The organism is Bacillus sp. LK2 (assembly GCF_001043575.1).
Lineage (GTDB): Bacteria > Bacillota > Bacilli > Bacillales > Bacillaceae_G > Bacillus_A > Bacillus_A paramycoides.
The window spans coordinates 14,329-35,996 of record NZ_LDUK01000015.1 but is presented as its reverse complement, the minus strand read 5'-3'; the positions used below and the strand labels follow the sequence as shown (position 1 = coordinate 35,996).

General features: G+C 33.6%; 23 protein-coding genes and 1 other annotated feature. Of the genes, 18 read left to right on the top strand and 5 right to left on the bottom strand.

The annotated features are described in order from the left end of the window. Window positions 1-98: 98 nt before the first annotated feature. Window positions 99-347 (top strand) — a binding site (T-box leader). Window positions 348-464: 117 nt separating this feature from the next. Both VK90_RS10015 and VK90_RS10010 read left to right on the top strand, forming a co-directional pair. Then, entirely contained in the window at window positions 465-1,805 is a 1,341-nt protein-coding gene (locus VK90_RS10015; protein ID WP_025149363.1) for a sodium-dependent transporter, read from the top strand. Between the two features lie 41 nt (window positions 1,806-1,846). Further along, window positions 1,847-2,761 (top strand): alpha/beta fold hydrolase, encoded by a 915-nt coding sequence (locus tag VK90_RS10010; RefSeq protein WP_048372423.1) that lies wholly within the window; start codon window positions 1,847-1,849, stop codon window positions 2,759-2,761. A 39-nt stretch (window positions 2,762-2,800) separates the two neighbouring features. On the opposite strand, the gene VK90_RS10005 is transcribed toward VK90_RS10010, so the two are convergent. Together VK90_RS10005 and VK90_RS10000 are read right to left on the bottom strand one after the other, a co-directional pair. Continuing rightward, window positions 2,801-3,376, bottom strand: coding sequence for a nucleotidyltransferase family protein (locus tag VK90_RS10005; RefSeq protein ID WP_048372422.1), 576 nt, complete (start codon window positions 3,374-3,376; stop codon window positions 2,801-2,803). 34 nt (window positions 3,377-3,410) lie between these two features. Then, the gene (locus VK90_RS10000) at window positions 3,411-4,208 is read right to left on the bottom strand and encodes a lipid II flippase Amj family protein (RefSeq protein ID WP_048372421.1); all 798 of its coding nucleotides are present in this window, start codon (window positions 4,206-4,208) and stop codon (window positions 3,411-3,413) included. Window positions 4,209-4,374: 166 nt separating this feature from the next. On the opposite strand from VK90_RS10000, the gene VK90_RS09995 reads away from it, so the two are divergent. The 7 genes from VK90_RS09995 to VK90_RS09965 all read left to right on the top strand — a co-directional run bounded on the left by VK90_RS09995 (window position 4,375) and on the right by VK90_RS09965 (window position 10,467). Further along, window positions 4,375-5,016: a class I SAM-dependent methyltransferase gene (locus tag VK90_RS09995; protein ID WP_048372420.1), complete on the top strand. Its 642-nt coding sequence runs from the start codon at window positions 4,375-4,377 to the stop codon at window positions 5,014-5,016. 15 nt (window positions 5,017-5,031) lie between these two features. Further along, complete coding sequence (locus VK90_RS09990) at window positions 5,032-5,697, top strand: HAD family hydrolase (RefSeq protein ID WP_048372418.1); 666 nt, start codon at window positions 5,032-5,034, stop codon at window positions 5,695-5,697. Between the two features lie 217 nt (window positions 5,698-5,914). Continuing rightward, entirely contained in the window at window positions 5,915-7,354 is a 1,440-nt protein-coding gene (locus tag VK90_RS09985) for a GntP family permease (protein WP_048372416.1), read from the top strand. A gap of 55 nt (window positions 7,355-7,409) precedes the next feature. Beyond that, window positions 7,410-8,609, top strand: a complete 1,200-nt coding sequence (locus VK90_RS09980; protein WP_048372414.1) for an iron-containing alcohol dehydrogenase — start codon at window positions 7,410-7,412, stop codon at window positions 8,607-8,609. A 161-nt stretch (window positions 8,610-8,770) separates the two neighbouring features. Further along, complete coding sequence (locus VK90_RS09975) at window positions 8,771-9,481, top strand: aspartate/glutamate racemase family protein (protein WP_048372412.1); 711 nt, start codon at window positions 8,771-8,773, stop codon at window positions 9,479-9,481. 75 nt (window positions 9,482-9,556) lie between these two features. After that, a complete protein-coding gene (locus VK90_RS09970) occupies window positions 9,557-10,030 on the top strand; it encodes an SAM-dependent methyltransferase (RefSeq protein WP_002171749.1) in 474 nt (157 codons plus the stop codon). Next, window positions 10,027-10,467: a GNAT family N-acetyltransferase gene (locus VK90_RS09965; RefSeq protein WP_048372410.1), complete on the top strand. Its 441-nt coding sequence runs from the start codon at window positions 10,027-10,029 to the stop codon at window positions 10,465-10,467. Before VK90_RS09970 ends, VK90_RS09965 begins: the two co-directional genes overlap by 4 nt. A 124-nt stretch (window positions 10,468-10,591) precedes the next feature. Here VK90_RS09965 and VK90_RS09960 read toward each other — a convergent pair whose 3' ends face one another. Further along, complete coding sequence (locus VK90_RS09960; protein WP_048372408.1) at window positions 10,592-11,119, bottom strand: HAD-IIIA family hydrolase; 528 nt, start codon at window positions 11,117-11,119, stop codon at window positions 10,592-10,594. 29 nt (window positions 11,120-11,148) lie between these two features. Continuing rightward, window positions 11,149-11,580, bottom strand: a complete 432-nt coding sequence (locus VK90_RS09955) for a GNAT family N-acetyltransferase (protein ID WP_025149375.1) — start codon at window positions 11,578-11,580, stop codon at window positions 11,149-11,151. Between the two features lie 166 nt (window positions 11,581-11,746). On the opposite strand from VK90_RS09955, the gene VK90_RS09950 reads away from it, so the two are divergent. The 8 genes from VK90_RS09950 (at window position 11,747) to VK90_RS09915 (ending at window position 18,857) form a co-directional block, all read left to right on the top strand. Continuing rightward, entirely contained in the window at window positions 11,747-12,457 is a 711-nt protein-coding gene (locus VK90_RS09950; protein ID WP_048372404.1) for an ABC transporter ATP-binding protein, read from the top strand. Continuing rightward, entirely contained in the window at window positions 12,450-13,649 is a 1,200-nt protein-coding gene (locus tag VK90_RS09945; RefSeq protein WP_048372402.1) for an ABC transporter permease, read from the top strand. The genes VK90_RS09950 and VK90_RS09945 overlap by 8 nt, the downstream gene beginning before the upstream one ends. A 279-nt stretch (window positions 13,650-13,928) precedes the next feature. After that, window positions 13,929-14,510 carry a YpjP family protein gene (locus VK90_RS09940; RefSeq protein ID WP_002171756.1) on the top strand — a complete coding sequence of 194 codons (582 nt, stop codon included), beginning with the start codon at window positions 13,929-13,931 and terminating at the stop codon, window positions 14,508-14,510. 262 nt (window positions 14,511-14,772) lie between these two features. Then, the gene (locus VK90_RS09935; RefSeq protein ID WP_048372399.1) at window positions 14,773-15,408 is read left to right on the top strand and encodes an HAD family hydrolase; all 636 of its coding nucleotides are present in this window, start codon (window positions 14,773-14,775) and stop codon (window positions 15,406-15,408) included. 20 nt (window positions 15,409-15,428) lie between these two features. Beyond that, window positions 15,429-15,815, top strand: a complete 387-nt coding sequence (locus VK90_RS09930; protein ID WP_048372398.1) for a VOC family protein — start codon at window positions 15,429-15,431, stop codon at window positions 15,813-15,815. 46 nt (window positions 15,816-15,861) lie between these two features. After that, window positions 15,862-16,722: an AraC family transcriptional regulator gene (locus tag VK90_RS09925; RefSeq protein ID WP_048372395.1), complete on the top strand. Its 861-nt coding sequence runs from the start codon at window positions 15,862-15,864 to the stop codon at window positions 16,720-16,722. Between the two features lie 153 nt (window positions 16,723-16,875). Next, window positions 16,876-17,985 carry an alpha/beta hydrolase gene (locus VK90_RS09920; protein ID WP_048372857.1) on the top strand — a complete coding sequence of 370 codons (1,110 nt, stop codon included), beginning with the start codon at window positions 16,876-16,878 and terminating at the stop codon, window positions 17,983-17,985. Window positions 17,986-17,993: 8 nt separating this feature from the next. Beyond that, entirely contained in the window at window positions 17,994-18,857 is an 864-nt protein-coding gene (locus tag VK90_RS09915; RefSeq protein ID WP_048372392.1) for a phosphatase PAP2 family protein, read from the top strand. Window positions 18,858-19,050: 193 nt separating this feature from the next. Here VK90_RS09915 and VK90_RS09910 read toward each other — a convergent pair whose 3' ends face one another. Further along, window positions 19,051-20,508, bottom strand: a complete 1,458-nt coding sequence (locus VK90_RS09910; RefSeq protein ID WP_048372391.1) for a serine hydrolase — start codon at window positions 20,506-20,508, stop codon at window positions 19,051-19,053. 198 nt (window positions 20,509-20,706) lie between these two features. On the opposite strand from VK90_RS09910, the gene VK90_RS09905 reads away from it, so the two are divergent. Next, a complete protein-coding gene (locus VK90_RS09905) occupies window positions 20,707-21,663 on the top strand; it encodes a thymidylate synthase (protein ID WP_048372388.1) in 957 nt (318 codons plus the stop codon). The last annotated feature ends 5 nt before the right edge of the window (window positions 21,664-21,668 follow it).

Below are 21,668 nucleotides of genomic sequence, written 5' to 3'. Positions count from 1 at the left end.
AAAATCCTTTTCGACAAAAAAGTAATATATATCTTGACAGTAACAAATATAAACGATATACTTCATATTAATTTCAAAAGAAAATATATTCTAAATATTAAAATGTGTTGAATAGGAGTAGTAAGGTCATGTATTTGTGCAGAGAGCTATGGGTTGGTGCGACATAGTCAAATGACATCCTGAACTCGCCTAGGAGCAATAAGGTGGAACGGAATCACATTCTTAGTAAATCTTAACGGTTAACCTTCGATATTAGGTTTGTAATCAAACGATTACTACTAAGGTGGATTCATAATGGAATCAATAAGGGTGGTACCGCGTTAAGTAAATGGCTTAGCGTCTCTTTATATAAAGAGATGCTAAGCCATTTTTTATTATATAGAGGAAGAAATGGAGGGTTTATTTGGATTGGTATATTAAATTTAATTATTTATATAAAAAGATTTAATTAGGAGGAAAATGGGATGAAACAGACGGAGCAATGGACTTCGAAATTAGGTTTTATAATGGCAGCAGCAGGATCAGCAATTGGACTTGGCGCAATATGGAAGTTTCCTTATATCGCTGGGAAGAGCGGGGGAGGAGCATTCTTTTTAATTTTTATATTATTTACTGTATTAATTGGACTACCGCTACTTATAGCTGAATTTATGATTGGACGCAGTACACAGAAACAAGCAGTTGGAGCATTTAAAAGTATTGCACCAAATACAGGATGGCACTGGATTGGACGTCTTGGCGTTGGAACTTGTTTTATATTACTTTCGTTTTATAGTGTTGTAGGTGGCTGGGTATTAATCTATTTATTCAGGGGAGTAACAGGACAGCTTATTACTCCGGGACAAAATTACAGTACATTATTCACTGAAACAATTGGAAATCCAATTTGGGCTATTCTTGGTCATTTTGCTTTTATGTTTATTACGATATGGGTTGTATCAAAAGGTGTACAAAATGGGATTGAAAAAGCAAGTAAATACATGTTACCAGCGTTGTTCGTTTTATTTGTAGCTCTTATTATTCGTTCATTAACACTTGATGATGCGATGAAAGGTGTGAAGTTTTTCTTACAACCAGATTTCTCAAAGATTACTTCAGAAAGTATTTTGTTCGCAATGGGACAATCATTCTTTGCGATTAGTATAGGGATTTCGATTATGGTTACGTATAGTTCGTATTTAAATAAAAAAGAAAGTTTACCAAAATCGGCAATTACAATTGTTGGATTGAATTTATTCGTTTCTTTATTTGCAGGACTTGCTATTTTCCCAGCAGTATTTTCATTAGGAATGGAGCCAACAGAAGGACCTGGATTACTATTTATCGTATTACCATCTGTATTTAGTCAAATTCCATTCGGTGGAGTATTCTTAACAGTATTTCTTGCGTTGTTTACATTTGCGACATTAACATCGGCATTTTCTCTACTAGAAACGGTCGTTTCAGCATTAGCAAATGGTGAGCAAGAAAGAAGAAATAAACTATCATGGATCATCGGTTTCTGCATTTTCCTAGTAGGTATACCATCCGCGTTATCATTTGGAGTATGGAGTGATATTACGATTTTTGGTAAGAATATTTTTGATGCAGTAGACTTCTTATCTAGTAATATATTAATGCCACTTGGAGCATTGTTTATCAGTATTTTCGTATCGTTTAAAATGGAGAAAAAGGTATTAGAAGCAGAATTTTATGTAGGTGGAAATTATGGAAAGAAAGTATTTACTTGTTGGGTATTTTTACTTCGATTTGTAGCTCCCCTTGCGATAGTCATCGTATTTTTAAATGTAATAGGGATTATTTAAGCTTAAATGTTATAATATTCAGTGAAAAAAGGAGGGCGAGGATGAAATTAAAATATGATTTTGCTGCAAAAGGAAAATTAATAAATATTAGAGGGAAAAAACTATATGTCGAAACACATGGATCTCCTGAAAATAAACCGATTTTATACTTACACGGGGGACCGGGTGAAAGCTGTTATGATTTTTCATTTCATCAAGCGGAAAGATTAAAAGATTCATTGTATTTAATTTCGTTAGATCAAAGAGGAGTTTGTCGTTCAGAAGTAATTACTGAAGAAGAACCGTTTAGATTAAGTGATTTAATTGAAGACTGTGAGGAACTAAGAAAAGTATTACAAATTGAAAAATGGTCTGTAATTGGGCATTCTTTCGGTGGCTTTTTAGCGTTGTTATATGCGGTGACGTATCCAAATTCAATAGCGAAAATAATATTTGAAGGGCCGACTTTCGATTTTGCTCTAACAAGTAGAGCTTTGTTACAAAAGACAGGAACTTTATTAATAAAGTATGGAAAAGAAGAACATGCAAAAGAGTGCCTTGATTTAGTAGCTAGTAATGCTAGTTCAGAAGAGTTGTTAGAAGCTTATATAAGATTAAGTGGTGAGCTAGCGGAAAATAGAATGGAAATTTACAGTTATAAGGAAGATAAAACAGACGATAGTTTATATAGTTACGAAGAGTGGGAAGAATTTTCTAGTCGTTCGCAGATCCATTTTGTAAGATTAAAAGAAGAGGGAGAAATTTATAAGTCATTGTTATCAAAACTAAAAGAGGTAAAGAGTCCAATGCTTTTACTTGTAGGGCAACATGATGCAGTAACTTGTGAAAAGCAAATTCTAACATTTAATCAAGATACTCAAAATGGTAAGTATATCGTGTTTGAAGAGAGTGGTCATACACCACATTATGAGGAAGCAGACCGATTCGCTGAAACAGTCATTCATTTTTTGAAATAAAAAAAGAAAGGGTGCTTCTAATAATGAGAAGTACCCTTTTTAAATTTCTGGATAAGTGATCGTAATGTTAGGCCATTTGCTTTGCCAATTCTTTTTAATAACTCTTTTCTTGTACAAATGTATACGTTCTTTCGTTTCAAGAAAATGAGGTGTGGGTTTCACTTGTAACGAAAGTACATCTTCTATTCCGCAAGGCGATGTTAATATGACATTGTTTTTCTCGTCTAATGTAACCCCAAGAGCAGTTGCTGTTTCAGGAAATTTAGAAATAGCATCAACAGAAGAAGAGTAAGGTAGCATTTTATTCACTACATGCATGCGAGCTTGATTTTTTACTGACCAAGGGATAGTGGCATCCATATTTGTCAGCTTCGTTTCTAATAATTGTTCATATGCCTCATCTTTCTGCATTGAATCATAATAAATAACATCAACGTCTGGTGTAGCCGTTCGTACTTCGTAGTTATGTAAAGTATCCCAAATTTTAGAACGAACAAATCCGGCGCAAACCCACCAATCAGGTAGTTGTAGTGATTTTGCCATTTGTAATACGTTCATCATCCACGGATCATTTTGTATGAAATGGATAATATCTTGCTCGGTTTTTATAGTCATTGATAAATTCCCCTCTATTTATAGAGTTAGTGGATTAATGCATTAGTTCAATAATCCATAAAATCCAGTAAGCACCTGGTACAAATAAAAATTGTGCTAATAAGGTGCCGAGAAGTCTAGAAATCATTAGCCAACCATACATTTTACTCATTGACTCAGCACCGTCCTCTGATTGAAGAGCGCGCTCTGTTAAAAGGGCGATACGTGGATCGAGTAATACTGTTAATAAAATAGTAGCAAAACCATTCACGAGACCAGATGCTGTACTTGCATTTGTTGCGTAATCTGGATTTAAAAAAGAAGCGTAAAGAGCTGAAAGGACACCCGCTGTATAAATTGCAGTTGCGAACATGTTAATAAGCATAATACGCTTTGGGATACCACCGATCCTTAGTCGATGAATCATTTCTAACTTTGGAAAGCGTACATATTTTTTTGTGCGCTTTAATTTTTGAATGTTATTTGTTTTCATCATTCGTATGAAAGAACCGTCTGTTTCAAAGTTTTGAATGACATATCCAAATAGCTTTGTCAAAGTTGGATAGAGTATAATTGCCAACAATGTACCGATAGAGGCAGATAATAGAACGAGCCGTATAATATGCTCTAAATTAATAGAAGAATCTAGTTTTGCTTCATCGACAATACCACCAATTAAAAAGGCTTGTAGTAAGTTAGATGTTCTTGAAATAAGCAGTACCATTCCTACGACAGATAAGGCAACGGCAATCTTTTTTAAACGTACACCAGCTAATCGAATACTATAAGAGCTTGTTTCAACTGCGTGGATAACAATTGTGAAAGCCATAATAAAAATTAACGTAATTGACATGTGTTTCACCAGTTTCTATGAAATTAATTGTAACTTTTTCACTTTATCATATCTTTTGTATTTTTGTAACTGAAAGTATGAGGAATAGAAAAAGTAATTTTCTGAAAAAAATAAAAATGGTATTATGGAAAAGATGTGATCTGTTTAATAGAGGGGGAGCTTTTTTATGTATACATATTATAGTAATCGTGCGAGTGAATATGAAGCGGTGTACAATCGGAATGATCCAGTAAGGCAAGCGGAACAAAAGATGCTTGAACAAAAATTAAAAGATATATGTATAGGAAGAAAAGTTCTTGAAGTTGCTTGCGGAACAGGGTATTGGACGAAGTATGTAACAGATGTAGCTGCACATATAACAGCGATTGATTATTCTGATGAAGTACTAGCGATAGCAAAGGAGAAAGAGCTTTCTAAGGAAAAGGTTACCTTTCAGAAAGGTGACGCTTTTAAACTAGAACAAATGAAAGACATCTTTCAAGGGGCATATGCAAACTTTTGGTTTTCACACATTAAAAAAGAAGAGATTACTAGTTTTTTAATACAGTTTCATCATGTATTAGAAAAAGGAGCGATAGTTTGTTTTGCAGATAATTTGTATAACGAAGGAATTGGCGGAGAGCTTATTCGTAAAGATGGAGATATAAATACATATAAAATTCGTACACTCTCGACTGGTGAGAGGTATGAGATTATTAAAAACTATTATACGCAAGAAGAATTGCAATCTATTCTTGAACCATTTGCATTAGATTTAAATTTTCATATAGGTGAGTGTTTTTGGTGGGTTACATATAAAGTAAAGTAAGTGGAGGAATGAAACATGTATAAAACATTTCTATTTGATTTAGATGGAACATTAACGGATCCGAAAGAAGGGATAATAAACTCTGTTCTATATGCGTTAGAAAAGATGGGAATAGAAGAAGGGAAAATAAGTGAGTTAGATTCATTTATTGGTCCACCGATTCAACAATCGTTTGCAGAAAGATATAATATGAGTGAAATAGAAGTTGAGGAAGCTGTCGTTTATTTCCGGGAATATTTAAAGAAAAGCGGTCTATTAGAAAATAAAATATATGATGGGATTCCGACTCTATTGCAAGAATTAAAAGATGCAGGTAATCGTTTGTATGTAGCAACTTCAAAGCCTACTATATTTGCAAAGCAAGTAATAGAGCACTTTCAGTTAACATCATTTTTTGAAGAGATTGTCGGGAGCAATTTAGATGGGACAAGAATAAAAAAGGAAGAAATAATTGATCATATATTACAAACAAATGAAGAACTCAAAAAAGAAGAAATTGTAATGATTGGAGATAGAAAGCACGATATAATAGGGGCTAATAATAATGAAATCGCTTCTATTGGTGTATTGTACGGTTATGGAAGTGAGAAAGAACTGAGTGAAGCTAGGGCGACTTATATAGTGAAAGATGTCGAAGAGTTGCAAAGCTTTTATTTAGAGAAAAGTATGGTAAACCTATAAAAAGAGAAACTAACAATCCCTTTATAACGTATGACGATGAAATCGTTTTTGTTTAAAGGGATTTTTCGTATGTAATCGAATAGTTATAATTAGACATTTTTAGCATGAAAAATTTGTTATAAAAAGAGGAGGAATGTCATGAAATAAAAGGATACGAGATGTTAGCAGAAGTTTAGTATCAAAAGATTGAATTTTCAGTTTAAAAGGAGGGGTATAATTGGAGCTAGTTATTATTTTATTAGCACTTAGTTTACTCATGTTTGTAGCATATAGAGGATTTTCTGTAATATTATTCGCACCGATTTTTGCATTATTTGCGGTATTTTTGACAGAGCCTAGTTATGTTTTACCTTTCTTTTCTAATATTTTTATGGAGAAAATGGTAGGGTTTATTAAACTATATTTTCCTGTTTTCTTGCTTGGAGCCATTTTTGGTAAAGTAGTAGAAATGTCAGGTATTGCTGATTCTATTGCAAAGACAATTATAGAGTTAGTTGGGGAAAAGCGTACAATTTTAGCCATTGTTTTAATGGGGGCTATTTTAACATATAGCGGTGTAAGTGTTTATGTAGTTGTATTCGCTGTATATCCGTTTGCAGCAAAATTGTTTCGACAAGCTGATATCCCAAAACGGTTAATTCCCGGTACAATCGTTCTTGGAGCAGTAACTTTTACAATGGATGCACTACCTGGATCACCACAAATTCAAAATGTAATACCTACAACCTTTTTTAGAACTGATATTTATGCAGCTCCGATACTTGGTATTGTAGGAGCAATTTTTGTTCTCACGTTAGGTTTACTATATTTAGAGAGTAGGCGAAAGAAGGCAAAAGCTGCAGGAGAAGGATACTTCGGCTTTAACGATGGAAAATCTGAAATGGCAGCATCTTTGCAATTAGAACAAAAAGATATGCCGATACTAAGTGGTATGGAAATCACAAGAGTACAGCAAGTAATTGCGTTTATACCACTTATTTTAGTAGGTGTAATGAATAAGGTTTTCACAATCATGATACCAAAGTGGTATCCAAATGGCTTTGATTTCTCAGCTATTGGTATGAAAGCATTTGGAAAAGTTGAATTAAGTGCGGTAGTTGGAATTTGGTCTGTAGAATTGGCACTTATTATAGGGATTTTATCAACGCTTTTATTATATTGGAAACGAGTAGTAACTGAACTCCAAGCTGGATTGAATACAAGTATTGGGGGAGCACTACTTGCAACAATGAATACAGGAGCTGAGTTTGGATTTGGTGGTGTTATTGCAGCACTTCCAGGCTTTGCGATTATGAGAGATAGCATCTCTGCAACGTTCACGAATCCATTAGTAAATGGAGCAGTAACAACTAATATTTTGTCTGGGATTACTGGGTCAGCATCAGGAGGAATGGGAATAGTTTTAAGTGCGATGGGAGATAAATTTATTGCTGCAGCAACGCAATATAACATTCCGTTAGAAGTTATGCATCGCATTGTATCAATGGCATCAGGTGGAATGGATACATTACCACATAATGGGGCGATTATTACTATTCTAACGGTAACAGGATTAACACATAAGCAGTCATATAAAGACATATTTGCTATTACAATTTTGAAAACGGTTGCTGTATTTTTAGTCATCGCGTTCTATACTTTAACAGGAATCTATTAATAATAGTTAATATACGAAAAGAAAATATTTATTAGAAATAGAAGGGGTGGAGGACTTGCAAGAAGTTGCTGAATTTCGTATGCCGAAGTCTGTATTATATGGGAGAAATTCGCTTGAAAAACTAGGGGAGCAATCAAAGAAGTTAGGGAAAAGGGCTTTTATAGTTAGTGATACAATTATGGAGAAATTAGGGTATGTTGAAAGATGTGTGAAGCAATTAAATGCGAAAGGGGTTACAGTTATTACGTATAATAAAGTGAACGCTGAGCCTACAAATATACACGTATTAGAAGCGTTATCTATTTGTAAAGAAGGAAAATGTGATTTTATTATCGGTATTGGCGGGGGAAGTTGTATTGATGCTGCGAAAGCAGTAGCAGTGTTATACACAAATGGTGGAGAAATTGAAGAATATGTCCAAAAGGATATCGAAATAAAAAATGATCCATTACCTCTTATTGCAATCCCAACAACTTCTGGTACTGGATCGGAAGTAACGAGTGTAGCTGTAATTACGAATAAAAAAACGGATGTGAAAATGATGATAAAGCATCCGAGCTTTACCCCGCAATTGGCGATAATAGACCCTATTTTGACAAGTTCAGTACCACCTCATATTACTGCAGCAACAGGAATAGATGCATTATGCCATGCGATTGAAGCTTATATTTCTAAAGTTTCACAACCACTAACAGATGTTCTCGCGCTTTCAGCTATTGAAAGTATAATGAAATATTTACGTTTTGCATATGAGGATGGGGATAATATGGAAGCAAGAGAAGCACTGATGATTGCTTCATTGCAAGCTGGAATTGCTTTTTCAAATGCTTCTGTTACATTAGTCCATGGTATGTCTCGTCCTGTAGGAGCATTATTCCATGTGCCACATGGAATATCGAATGCAATACTATTACCTACAGTTCTAGAGTTTACAAAAATGAATGCAGTAAAAAGGTTAGCTGAAGTAGGACGTAGCTTAAACAAAGATTTGTATTCGTATTCTGATGAAGAAGTGGCGAACTACACGATTGCTGAAATTCAGAAACTTTGCTTTGATCTTCGTATTCCTAATTTAAGAGAATACGGAATTGATGAAGGTGAATTTGAAAATGCTATTTCTAAAATGGCGAAAGATGCTATTGCAAGTGGTAGTCCAAGTAACAATCCACGAGTTCCATCTTATGATGAAATAAAAGAGCTATATCGAAAATGCTTTGATTATCAATATAAGATAACCACAAAGATTATTTTCTGAATATTCTATAATTATTTCCGCGGAAATGAAAAAGAACTACTATAAATGTAATAGGTATAATTGGAGGAAGGTTATTATTTTTATAGGATTTAAACGTGATTAATTATGTATAAATTATATGATAAATCACGTTTTTAAAATGCTATTTTGAAGGAGGATATATGAAGTTAATAGGTCTTATTGGCGGAATGAGCTGGGAATCAACTACTGAGTATTACAAAATGATAAATGAAGAAATAAAAATGAGATTAGGTGGATTACATTCAGCAAAATGTCTTCTTTACAGCGTTGACTTTGAAGAAATTGAACGATACCAATCTGAAGGAGATTGGGATAAAGCGGGAGAGGTATTAGGAAATGCAGCATCTTCTTTGGAGAAGGGTGGCGCTGCTTTTATAGTAATTTGTACAAACACGATGCATAAAGTTATTAAGCATATAAAAAATAGAATCAGTATTCCAATATTACATATTGCTGATGCAACAGCGAAGGAAATAAAACAACATAGAATTCAATCAGTTGGTCTACTTGGGACAAAATACACGATGGAGCAGGATTTCTATAAATTACGTATAGAAGAAAATGATTTAAAAGTAATTGTACCAAAAGAAGAGGATAGAGAGAGAGTAAATAAAATAATATATAACGAATTATGCCTAGGAAAAATAACCCCACAATCAAGGGAGTATTTTAAAAATGTAATGGAAGATTTGGCGCAAAGAGGAGCAAAAGGCATTATATTAGGGTGTACAGAAATAGGACTATTAGTAAAACAGGAAGATGCATTAGTTCCTTTATTTGACACAGCCCGCATACATGCAGTTGAAGCTGTGAATATGTCTTTAGAAGATGAAGATAATTTTATTATGTAAACAATGACCGTGTAAGTGGAAAACATTCAGAAAATATTTTATAATGTAAGTGGTTACATTCAAGGGGGAATGCGGATGTTCTCAGTTCAACCAATCGCATTTGTACATAATGAAAGAAAGGAAATAGTAGATGATGAGTGGGGAGAAATAAGATCACTTATTACTTTAAGTGATTCGTATACAGAGGAAAGTATACAAGGGATCGAAGATTTTTCTCATATTGAAGTTATTTTCTATTTTCATAAAGTAACAGATGAACAAATTCAGTATTCTGCTAGACACCCTAGAAATAATAGTAATTTTCCAAAGGTAGGGATTTTTGCACAACGTGGAAAAAATCGTCCGAATCGACTAGGAGCGACAATTGTTAAAGTGATAAGAAGAGATGGAAAAACAATTGTTGTTGAAGGATTAGACGCAATCGATGGCACACCTATTTTGGATATAAAGCCTGTTATGAAAGAGTTTATACCGAGAGAAGAAATAAAACAGCCCGAATGGGCAACAGATATTATGAAGCAGTATTGGAAGGGGAATGGAGTAAAATGAGAATATATGAAGCAACAATTGCAGATTTAGATGGACTAGCATCTGTTTTTAATAACTATCGCGTATTTTATCGACAAGATTCCGATATTGAAGGAACAAAAGCATTTTTACGAAATCGAATTGAGCGAAAAGAATCAGTCATTTTTGTAGCGGTAGAAGGCGGGGAATATATTGGTTTCACACAATTATATCCATCATTCTCATCTATTTCGATGAAAGAATTATGGATATTAAATGACTTATTTGTACAAGCGAAGAAACGCGGGGCAGGAACGGGTAAAAAGTTGCTGGAAGCTGCTAAAACATTCGCATTAGCAAATGGTGCAAAAGGTTTAAAACTACAAACAGAAATTGATAATTTATCAGCACAGCGATTATATGCTGAAAATGGATATTTGAGAGATAATCGTTATTTCCATTATGAATTAACTTTTTAAACTAAGCAATAAAAGCTCGGCCTACTCTTTTTGTAGGCTGGGCTTTTATTATTTTTCATACCTTTTGACATATAGGAAAAGAATAGTCAAAAGGAGGAAGTTATGAGGAAGAATTTAACTTGTCTTATCGTTGATTTAATATCCAATTCGTAGCATCTTCAAAGTTTTCTGCAATGTAATTCGGCTCAATATGTGCCCATTTATCTCGGTACGTATGTAAGGCGTCATATCCAGCGCCAGTTTGAACTAATATTGTCGTTGCATTTACTTTTGCACCAGCAACAATATCAGTCCAGCGATCACCAATTATAGCGCATTTTGTTAAATTAAGCCCATGTTTTTCCGCTGCTTGCAGGAGCATGCCTATGCTTGGTTTGCGGCATTCACATCCTTCATCATGTTTATGAGGACAAAGGTAAATATCATCAAAACCAAACTCTATTAACTCTTTCGTAAAATCATTTACAGTCGCTTTTCCATCTGCGATACCCGGTTGATTCGTAAAAGAGAAAAGTTTTATATTTTGAGCTTTTAATTTTTGTAAAGATTCCTTAGTAAAAGGAAATAATGTGAAAGAGCCTGGATAATGTATTATAGTATCACCTCCAATTGTTCCGTCACGATCAATGAAAATTGCTTCGATGTTTTTCATAGTTACAGCCCTTTCTATGTGTATGTAGTTTAAAAATGTTTTACAAATCGATATCCATTTACTTCATATCCTAATTTTTTATAAAAAGGATGAGCTTCTAATCTATTTGTACCACTAACTAGCCACGTCCCAATGCAATTATGCTTCTTTGCTAATTGTTCTGCATAATCCATTAAAACTTGTCCGATACCTTTTCGGCGTATTGTAGAATCTACGCTAATAATTGAAATCTCGCCATAACGCGTTACATCCTCTAAGTTCTCGCGTATACGAAATCCTAGTAATCCGAAAATAGTATTGTCTTCTTCGTAAACATATAAAAAATCAAAAGGACTCATTCTCACAAATTGCAAACGATTTTTCATATCCTCATGTGATATAAAAGAGCCTTTTAACTCTTTTGTAAGAGAACATAATGTATCTATATCATTTATGACTGCTTCACGAATTTGAAATGACATATGATCAACTCCATTTAAATTAAAAACTTCAAACATTAAATATTCTGTTAAAATGTGTTTTTTCCTGCTACCGAAACAAATATTTTAGAAATGCTATAATACTATATTAAGAGGGATATGTTATCATTTTCCTTGATTGTATTGTAAATGGAAAGAAGGGAAATGTATGCTAGAAGTGAATATCCGCTCAGCCGGATATGAAATTGGTGAAAAGACAGTTCATGATATTGCATTTGCAATTGAAAAAGGAGAGTTAGTTGCTCTTATTGGCGCAAATGGCGCAGGAAAGAGTACGACAATTAAATCGATACTCGGTTTACTTGTCAATATGGATGGTGAAATCTCGTTTGGTGAAAAGAAAAATCCATATGCATATGTACCAGAGCATCCGACGTATTATGAATATTTAACTTTATGGGAGCATATTGAATTGTTAATGGCTGCACGTGGAAATGAAGTAGGAAGCTGGGAGGATAAGGCAAAGGGATTATTACATACGTTCCGAATGGAAAAACATATACATGAATACATATCGAAGTTTTCAAAAGGTATGAAACAAAAATCGATGCTAATACTCGCGTTTTTAACGGAACCGGATTTTTATATTATTGATGAGCCTTTTATCGGTTTAGATCCAGTGGCAACTCGAGAATTTTTAAACTATTTATATAAAGAAAAAGAGCGGGGCGCAGGAATTTTACTTTGTACACACGTACTAGATACAGCTGAACGAATTTGCGAAAGGTTTTTACTCATTTCGCAAGGTACGTTAGTAGCAGATGGGCATTTAGAGGCGATACAATCGTTAGCAGAGATGCCAGGAAGCACACTGTTAGATTGTTTCGATGCAATTGTAAGGCGGGAGCAGCATGATTAAACAACAGTTTAATAAAAGGCTACGTCATGAATTGCAAAGAAAATGGAAGTCAATTCGTTCTGTAGCTGATTGGACAGTAGCATTATATATTATTATTCCAGCACTTATATTTATGGGGATATATTATCGTTCACTTTGGATGAAGGAATTATCTATGGAAGAGACCGTTTATTTTGGATTAGGTTTACTCGCGTTTTACTTTGTTACATTTTCAAGAGGAGTTCGCTCATTTTTTGAGCAAGCAGATAGTTTATTTTTAATTTCGTACCCAAATCATATGCGAAGATTAATGAAGTTCGGCATGATATATACGTTTATTCGGATTGCAATAACGAACGTAATTGTAGTATTCATTATGCTACCGCTATTGATGAAAAGTATGGGAGCGACAATTATACAAATCGTACTATTTTGGATTTTCTTTACTGTTTTTCGATTTATGTTATCGTTGTTGATGAGATTCATAAATGTACGTGTAGGGAAACGATGGGTTTTATGGATTATAAAAAATGTTCTATTTTCTTTTGGATTAATTTTCTTTGGAATCAGTTTATTTTTCATTTATAAAAATCCACTGTTTTCCATACTCTTTATCGGTCTAGCAGCTTTACTTACTGTAGTCTTAGTAAAAGAAAAGATGAATTATAAAAATTACTTTTTTAAAGAAGTTGAGAAAGAAAAAGAAGAAAGTATGCGCTGGACGAGAGGGATTATGCAAGTTGGTGGACATGCGGCGAAACCGAGTAGTTCGAATAAAAAACCGTGGATGTTCCCTCATTCTAAAAAAATATTAGGTAAAAAAGCTGATTCACGCATTATTGAATCTTTTTTAAAAGAATTTTTGCGTACAAGTAGTGCTTTAATGTTTTATGTTCAAATTGTATTAATAAGTAGTGTAAGTATTATCGTGACTCCGAGGTGGATAACAGCTATTATTCTTGTATTTGCTTTACTTGCAATTGCTCACTATGCACGTGATTATTGGAATGAATTCACGAAGAAAATGTTCCTTCATTTATATTGTGACGAAGGAAAATTACTATTGTTAAGATGGAAGATAAATCGTTATTTATTACTTCCAGCGATAATTATATACGGGACAGTTATACTTTCTCAGTTTTATTTATTGTCAGCAGTAATCATTGGAGTTATTTTCATATTATTAATTGGATGGATTGTATTTTTACCGTAAAAAAGAGCCGAATAGGCTCTTTTTTAGTCTGTGATGCATTGGTAAATAAAATATACTAAAACGAGAATACTTACGGCGGAGTACATGACATCTAAAGTCATCTGATCGCCTCCTCATTGTTGTTGTATATATAGTGTATGAAATCTTACAATGTCATATTCAAGTGAAAAATATGTGAACGTTAACAAATTTGTAAAGTGCAAAAATTACAATCATTTTGTATAATAGAAGAAACAACCGTTATATAAGATATAATGAGTGAAAGGGGAGGGAATATAAATGCCAAATTGGTTTAGAAAAACCTTAGTCGCATTAATTACCGTATTTACATTTGGTTTAGTGACGCCTCCTTCCATTTTGCTTGATAATGCAAAAGCGGACAAGCCTACTACAACTAGGCAACAAAATTTGGAGCAAACGTCCTATACATATGAAGAAACGAATGAAAGGTTAACCACCGATACTTTTGTTAACTATGCGATGCAAGAAGCTGAGAAGCAATCTATGCAAAAATTCGGCTCTAAAATTGGGCCTGTAATTGAAGATGAATTTAAAGATGTTGTATTACCTAAAATTGAAGAAGCAATCGCGGAACTTGCAAATGATGTGCCAGAAGAATCGTTACAATCATTAGCAATATCCCAAAGACCAGCTGGTGGAAATAATGAAAAGATTTTTCATGTATATGATACGAAAACAGGAAATGACTTACTGCGATTTCACGTGAGGAGAGATCATCCACCGCAAGATGGATATTATTTTAATTTCCACTATCATCGTTTTGATGATGGATACTCAGGACATCATGAACTAGGAAATATTTATTGGAATACGAATGTGCCGCCGAAATGGCTGTCTTAATGAAGAACAAGAGAAAATCTTGTTCTTTTTTTATGCTTATCCCGCTATTTGCGGGCAGTAAGACTCCCACCTCAAAATTTGGCGAATGCAAGGAAGTTAGGTGGAGTCGGGCTGCCCGTAAACGCCCGATTGGTGTGGGCTAATAATCAGTAGGGATGGACAAAACTCCACTGATTAAAGTTTCACTTTATGAAAGGTTAAGACAGCTAGGTTGTTGAATAAAATATGTTTAAGTAAAAAAGAAGTAAAGGGAGTATGGGGGATGCAAAAATACATTGTTTTTGACTTTGACGGCACATTAGTAGATTCACAAAATATATTTGTACCAATTTATAATCAACTTGCTGAAAAGCATGGATATAAGACAATTAGTGAGGAAGAAATTGAGCTTTTACGAAAATTAACTATGTCAGAGAGATGTAAAAAATTAGATGTACCACTGTATAAACTTCCTATATTGGCGTTAGAGTTTTATAAATTATATCAACCTGCTATAAAAGATCTCGTTTTATTCCATGGGATGAAGGATGTGTTAGATGAATTATATAAAAAAGGTTATGGAATTGCGGTTATATCTTCGAACTCAGAAGAGCATATTAGGGCATTTTTACACAACAATGGTATAGAAATGATTCAAGAAGTGTATTGTTCTAAAAATTTGTTCGGCAAAGATAAAATGATAAAAAGGTTTTTAAAGTCGAAAAAGTTAGCAGAACAAGATATGTTATATGTCGGTGATGAACAGAGAGATGTAGCAGCATGTAAAAAGGCTGGTGTGAATGTAATTTGGGTTTCGTGGGGATATGACGTTATTGAAGCGGTAAAAGGAGATGCGCCTGATTATATGGTTAGTACGCCAGGAGAAATTGTGCAAGTAGTACAGGCAGCGCATACTTAATTTGGGGAAGTGAGGGAGTTATGAATAAACTTCGACCAGGTATTCATCATATTGAATTTTGGGTAGCAAATTTAGAGGAGTCTATTTCTTTTTATGACGTTTTGTTATCGATAATTGGATGGGGGAAATTAAATGAAGTGGCATATAGCACAGGAGAAAGTGAAATATATTTTAAAGAAGTAGATGAGGAAATTGTAAGATCGTTAGGACCGAGACATATTTGTTATCAAGCTATTAATAGAGGAGTAGTTGATGACGTAGCAGAGTTTCTTGCTAGTACTAAGATGAAGCTTATACGTGGACCTATTGAAATGAATCATTATTCGGATGGTTACTATACGATCGATTTTTACGACCCGAATGGATTTATTGTAGAAGTTGCGTATACACCGAATGCAAGAATGTAATGAGAAACTTGACGTCTATTTTATAATAAAATAAGGGGGTGGACTATTGAAAGTCAGGCAAGGAAAATATGAAGAAATAAAGTTACGTGATAGAATTCCAGGAATGGTTGAATATATAGAGGATACAATGTTTCCAACTGATTTTCACTATTATATTCCACCGCACTGGCATAGAAGTATTGAAATTAGCCTTGTAGTATTTGGAGAAATTATTTTGTGTGTGAATGGGCAAAAAAAGAAAGTATCCGCTGGCGAATTTATTTTTGTAAATAGTGGAGATGTTCACGAATTTGAAAAAGTTGAAAATACAAGTTGTGCAGTAATAATGTTAATTATTTCTTATGAATTTCTTAAAGAGGTAAATGAAGATTTTGATAAATATAGATTCAATATAAAAGAATCAGTCGTTCAGAAAACAAAACTCCAACAAATATTTTATGAATTAAAGGAGTTAGTCACAAAATCTGATGATTTAAGTTATATAAAAATTAACAGTTTGATGTATGAAATTGTTTATATTTTATTGCGTTACTGTAAAGATGTGGAGAATGTAGAAAATGATTTTCAACTTGGAAATAGACAAAAAGAGATGATTACATATATTTATGAACATTACGATGAAGAACTTAAACTGAAAGATGTAGCAAAACACTTTTTTGTAAGTGAAGAACATTTTTCCCGTATGTTCAAAAAAACCTTTGGATCAAATTTTACCTCTTTTTTAACAAGATACAGACTTTATAAAGCTTATAAGGATATTATTAGTAGTACAAATTCTATACAAGATATAGCAGTAAAACACGGATTTCCAAATGTAAAATCGTTTATTTCACAGTTTAAAGACAAATATGGATATACACCATTACAGTATAGGAAGAAAATCATATCAAAAAATGACAATAATTGAATCAAATATGAACAACAATAAAAAAACGTTCCATGTTACATTTGGTACATGGAACGTTTTTAACTTAATTATAGCAGATGAAGTAAGATTCAAAGGGGATTTATATAATCCAAATAAATGAAAGCGCTTAAAACAAGAGAGGATGAATACTGGATGACTAGAAAATATGACTTAGACCTTTTAGAAAAAATTCAAGAAAAACAAGAAACTATTAACGTGCAGGGGGCAAAAGTCTTAGTAAAAAACATACCAGATTGTGATGAAAAAGGGGCTATGGATCCACGTCTTTATAAGGACACAAAGGTTCAAATGAATGTAATGAGGTTTATGCCTAAAAATATGATGAAAATGGATGCTTCTGAAAAATCAGTAAAGAATATGCGAAAACAATTTAATGGTATTAAAAGTGTTCCTATTGTAACAAAAGACATTAATATTATGCATAAAACTGTTAAAGCTGAAGATGGATTTGATATTCCGATAAGAATTTATAACAGTAGTTCAAAACGAGAGAATGCACCAATTTTATACTTCATTCATGGTGGCGGATTCATGGCAGGATCACCTGATGTGGTAGAAGAGCTTGTGAAATTGATAGTAGAGAAAACAGATATACTAGCCGTTTCTGTGGATTATCGATTAGCTCCGGAAAATCCTTTTCCAACTGGGCATACAGATTGTTACACTACTTTAAAGTGGATTTATGATAATGCTGACACATTAGGCGGTGATAAAAATAATATCTTTGTTGCTGGTGATAGTGCAGGAGGTAACTTAACACAGTATTGTACTACTAGAGACATGGAAGATGGTAGAAATCTCGTTAAGGGACAACTGCTTCTATATCCTACAATTAATATGTGTGATTATAAAGATGAATTTTACTCTTGGAGTATAGATAAATATGAAATTGCTCCTAAGTATAAAAAAGGATTAGAAAAAATGCTTAATATTATGCATTCAATGGTCGGAGGTATGTCAGAAGTACTTGGTACGCAAGAAATTAATTCTAAGTATTTAAGTCCATATGTTGATGTATCCCCAGACTATCCAAGTACATTTATTACGGTAGGAGAGCATGACTTTTTAATGATTGAATGTTTAGCGTATGCAGCTAAATTAACAAAAAAAGGAGTTGATACTGAAACAGTTCTTTATCGAGGGTTGGGGCACGCTTATGGAGATAACGTAGGTGTCTATCCTCAAAGTGAAGATTTAGCAATTGAGATGGGGAATTTTATATTAAAACATAGTGGAAAGTAGGAGAAATGATGAAAAATGGAAAAGTGATATTAATTTCCAGCTTCGCTATTTTACTATGTATCTTTGCATTTACAGACTTACAAATATCCAATAGTCTATATGAACCAACTAATAAGATTGCTCTTTTTTTACAAGCTATAGGAGAAATTCCAGCGATGCTTATTGCCTTATTTTCTAGTATGTATTTATTTAAAACTAGAAAGAATAAAGGTTCAAGAGGGTATTATTTATCTGGAGCTGGCTATGGAGTAATCATTCTTTTATTCGCTTTTATAGCGTCATTTATGCTAGTACACTATTTAACCATTTCAAAATTTTTAATTCCAATTTTTATGATTTGTTTTATTGTAGTTTGTTATATGATTTCTAAATCATGGAGTAAATACGATGATGCAAGATTGAGAGACATTGCATTAATTGGATTACTAAGTGTAGTTATTGTATTAATTACATTTAATCTAATAAAATTGGGGTGGGGTAGAGAACGTTATCGTCATATGATTTCTATTGGATCGTTTGAAGGATTTTCAAAATGGTTTGTACCTCAAGGAATCGCCAAAAGTGATGAGTTTATGTCGTTCCCTTCAGGCCATAGTGCCAATGCAGCGTTAATCATTTGGTTTAGCTTGTTACCAGAATATTTCGCTTCATTAAAAAGAAAAAAGATAGGTGTTTGGATTCTCATTCTTTTGTGGATGATAGTAGTGCCAATTAGTCGCATTATGGTAGGGGCTCATTTTGCTTCAGATGTTACAGTTGGAGTTGCAATTTCAGTAACGGTGTTTATGTGTTTGAAAAAATTTATTTGGAAGGATAAGAAAATAAAAAGCACCAATAATCATGAGGTTCTTCCATATTCAGTAAAATATTAACGAGAAAGCCATGTCCCATGAAGGATTATATAATGATTAATCGTTTGAATAGTAATAAGTTGTTATTTGATGAATTAGCATACGAATTATTTTTAATCATTTACTTAATCGGATAATAAAATGAATAATTTTAGATGGTATTTCTAATTGAGAAAAAATAGAGGGAAGCGAAAGCTTCCCTCTATTAAATTTACTATTCAATTTTAATGAATGTAAGGGGCTGAGTACTTAAAGTTGCAGGAACATGTAATTGAAGGGTCGGAAACTCACCCTTTACATTCATTTCATAAGCGAATAAAAGCCCCATCTTCATTTGGAACAAACTAATTGATGCAGAGAAGATGTCGTAATGATGGTGCTTTAGCTGAAATTCCGTATCCATAAATTGTACATGTAAGGAATTATCTTGTTGGAATACTTTTAGTATTCCATAAGCAGGGTGCTCAAAAGTTCCAGTATAAGCATCTAATGCATGGGAAGGGCTAGTTCCTTTTATTACTTCAGGAAGTGATTCAGTTGCTTCTTTCATCATTTCTTTCATTTTTTCACTATCTTCTACAGAACGGTTATGCCAGTCGATAAATTCTAGTCCGAGAAGTTCGTCGTAAATATGCTTTGTAATATAAGTAGGAAGTAAAGTTTGTCCGGAATTTGTTAGCACGACTATACCGATGTTTTCATTTGGCATGAATGATGCAAGTGCAGAGAATCCATCAATATTACCGCCGTGATGAATCATTTTATAACCGCGATAAGCGCTAATAAACCAACCGAGTCCATAGCTATTTAATGGTGATTCACTTGTTGATAACATTGGCTGATCCGGGATTGGCGTATGTGGTGTATACATTTCTTGGAGTAGTTCAGTAGAAATCAAATCATGATTTTCTGTTTTTCCTTCGTTTAAATGAAGCAGAACCCATTTTGCCATATCTTCAATGGTAGAGTTAATACATCCAGCCGCTCCAACTGTATCGATATTTCGGAATGGAATTTCTTTCATTTCACCATTATCTTCAGCGTAAGGTAATGCGTAATCATCTGTATTTTGCGAGTCTGTAACAGAGAAGTTTGTATGCCTCATATTTAAAGGTTCTAATATATGTTCTGTAACGTATTGCTCCCATGTTTGATTCGTAATGTTTTCCACAATATAACTAATTGTTGCATACATTAAGTTGTTATATAAAAATGCAGTGCGGAACGGTGCATCAAGTGATAAATGTTTAATTTTTTCTACGATATCTTTACGAGATAAGGAAGAACTGTACCAAAGAGCATCGTGACGACTTACCCCAGTACGATGAGAAGCTAAATCTCGTCCTGTAGCTTGCGAGTTAGCGAGTATATCGGATAAAGAAAAGTTAGGTACGTAAGATTGGACAGAAGTATCCCAATTGAATTTTTTTTGCTGTGCTAATAAGCTTAATGAAAATGTACCGAATGCTTTCGTTGCAGAACCAATTGCGAATCGTGTCTGCGGAGTAACAGCTTCTTTTTTCTCTATGTTTCGATAGCCAAAACCTTCTGAAATAATTACTTCACCATCTTTTATAACAGCTACAGCGGTACCTGGAACGTGTAAATCTTTCATCATTTTCTCAATTGTATGTTGCAACGTACTTAAAACAGGGGTTTTGATTTTAGACATGCTTCTAACCTCCAAATATAATTTTTATGTTCCGCACTATACTTTCTGTAATAGAAAAGTGAAAACCTTTTTAAATATTGAAAGTTAATAATTTTGTAAGAATTATTGAAAGTATTTTTATTAATTTAGATTATTAAATCCGATGTTTTTCATGTTATGATAAATCTCATATAAGATTGAAAGAAGGTTTTCCTACATATGAAACATGCTGAATATGAATACTTAAATTTATGCCGTCATGTAATGGAGCACGGCACTAAGAAAGAAGATCGTACGGGGACAGGTACTGTATCTGTATTTGGATATCAAATGCGTTTCGATCTAAGTGAAGGATTTCCTTTATTAACGACAAAGAGAGTCCCATTTCGCCTTGTAGCAAGTGAACTGCTTTGGTTTATGAAAGGTGATACAAACATTCGTTATTTATTACAACATAATAATAATATTTGGAATGAATGGGCGTTTAAGAGCTGGGTAGAAAGTGATGAGTATAATGGTCCAGATATGACAGATTTCGGTCTTCGCTCTCAACAAGATGAGGAATTTAAGAAGCAATATGATGACCAAATGGAATTGTTTAAAAAGAACGTTCTAGAAGATGATGATTTTTCGAAGAAATATGGTTATTTAGGAGACGTATACGGAAAGCAGTGGCGTGCTTGGAAAACGACAGCTGGTGAGACACTTGATCAACTAAAAGATGTAATTGAAATGATTAAGAAAACACCAGATTCACGTCGTTTGATTGTATCTGCTTGGAATCCCGAAGATGTACCAAGCATGGCATTGCCACCTTGTCATACGCTATTCCAATTTTATGTAGCAGATGGAAAGCTTTCTTGTCAGTTATATCAAAGAAGCGGTGATATTTTCCTTGGAATTCCATTTAACATTGCAAGCTACTCTCTTCTAACACATTTAATTGCACATGAATGTGGTCTTGAAGTAGGAGAGTTTGTTCATACTATTGGTGATGCACATATTTATACAAATCATTTTGAACAAGTAGAAAAGCAGTTGGCACGTGAACCACGTCCGTTCCCTAAACTTACATTAAATCCAGATGTGAAATCTGTGTTTGATTTTGAAATGGATGACTTAACATTAGGAGGATATGATCCACATCCAGCAATTAAAGCACCAGTTGCAGTGTAATTGTA

Excerpts from the sequence above, each read along its gene's own strand:
- VK90_RS10015 (WP_025149363.1), top strand. The coding sequence starts at position 465 with ATGAAACAGACGGAGCAATGGACTTCGAAATTAGGTTTTATAATGGCA.
- VK90_RS09905 (WP_048372388.1), top strand. The coding sequence starts at position 20,707 with ATGAAACATGCTGAATATGAATACTTAAATTTATGCCGTCATGTAATG.
- VK90_RS09910 (WP_048372391.1), bottom strand. The coding sequence starts at position 20,508 with ATGTCTAAAATCAAAACCCCTGTTTTAAGTACGTTGCAACATACAATT.
- VK90_RS10010 (WP_048372423.1), top strand. The coding sequence starts at position 1,847 with ATGAAATTAAAATATGATTTTGCTGCAAAAGGAAAATTAATAAATATT.
- VK90_RS09920 (WP_048372857.1), top strand. The coding sequence starts at position 16,876 with ATGACTAGAAAATATGACTTAGACCTTTTAGAAAAAATTCAAGAAAAA.
- VK90_RS09915 (WP_048372392.1), top strand. The coding sequence starts at position 17,994 with ATGAAAAATGGAAAAGTGATATTAATTTCCAGCTTCGCTATTTTACTA.
- VK90_RS09975 (WP_048372412.1), top strand. The coding sequence starts at position 8,771 with ATGAAGTTAATAGGTCTTATTGGCGGAATGAGCTGGGAATCAACTACT.
- VK90_RS09960 (WP_048372408.1), bottom strand. The coding sequence starts at position 11,119 with ATGAAAAACATCGAAGCAATTTTCATTGATCGTGACGGAACAATTGGA.
- VK90_RS09955 (WP_025149375.1), bottom strand. The coding sequence starts at position 11,580 with ATGTCATTTCAAATTCGTGAAGCAGTCATAAATGATATAGATACATTA.
- VK90_RS10000 (WP_048372421.1), bottom strand. The coding sequence starts at position 4,208 with ATGTCAATTACGTTAATTTTTATTATGGCTTTCACAATTGTTATCCAC.
- VK90_RS09990 (WP_048372418.1), top strand. The coding sequence starts at position 5,032 with ATGTATAAAACATTTCTATTTGATTTAGATGGAACATTAACGGATCCG.
- VK90_RS09930 (WP_048372398.1), top strand. The coding sequence starts at position 15,429 with ATGAATAAACTTCGACCAGGTATTCATCATATTGAATTTTGGGTAGCA.
- VK90_RS09965 (WP_048372410.1), top strand. The coding sequence starts at position 10,027 with ATGAGAATATATGAAGCAACAATTGCAGATTTAGATGGACTAGCATCT.
- VK90_RS09945 (WP_048372402.1), top strand. The coding sequence starts at position 12,450 with ATGATTAAACAACAGTTTAATAAAAGGCTACGTCATGAATTGCAAAGA.
- VK90_RS09970 (WP_002171749.1), top strand. The coding sequence starts at position 9,557 with ATGTTCTCAGTTCAACCAATCGCATTTGTACATAATGAAAGAAAGGAA.
- VK90_RS10005 (WP_048372422.1), bottom strand. The coding sequence starts at position 3,376 with ATGACTATAAAAACCGAGCAAGATATTATCCATTTCATACAAAATGAT.
- VK90_RS09995 (WP_048372420.1), top strand. The coding sequence starts at position 4,375 with ATGTATACATATTATAGTAATCGTGCGAGTGAATATGAAGCGGTGTAC.
- VK90_RS09935 (WP_048372399.1), top strand. The coding sequence starts at position 14,773 with ATGCAAAAATACATTGTTTTTGACTTTGACGGCACATTAGTAGATTCA.
- VK90_RS09940 (WP_002171756.1), top strand. The coding sequence starts at position 13,929 with ATGCCAAATTGGTTTAGAAAAACCTTAGTCGCATTAATTACCGTATTT.
- VK90_RS09950 (WP_048372404.1), top strand. The coding sequence starts at position 11,747 with ATGCTAGAAGTGAATATCCGCTCAGCCGGATATGAAATTGGTGAAAAG.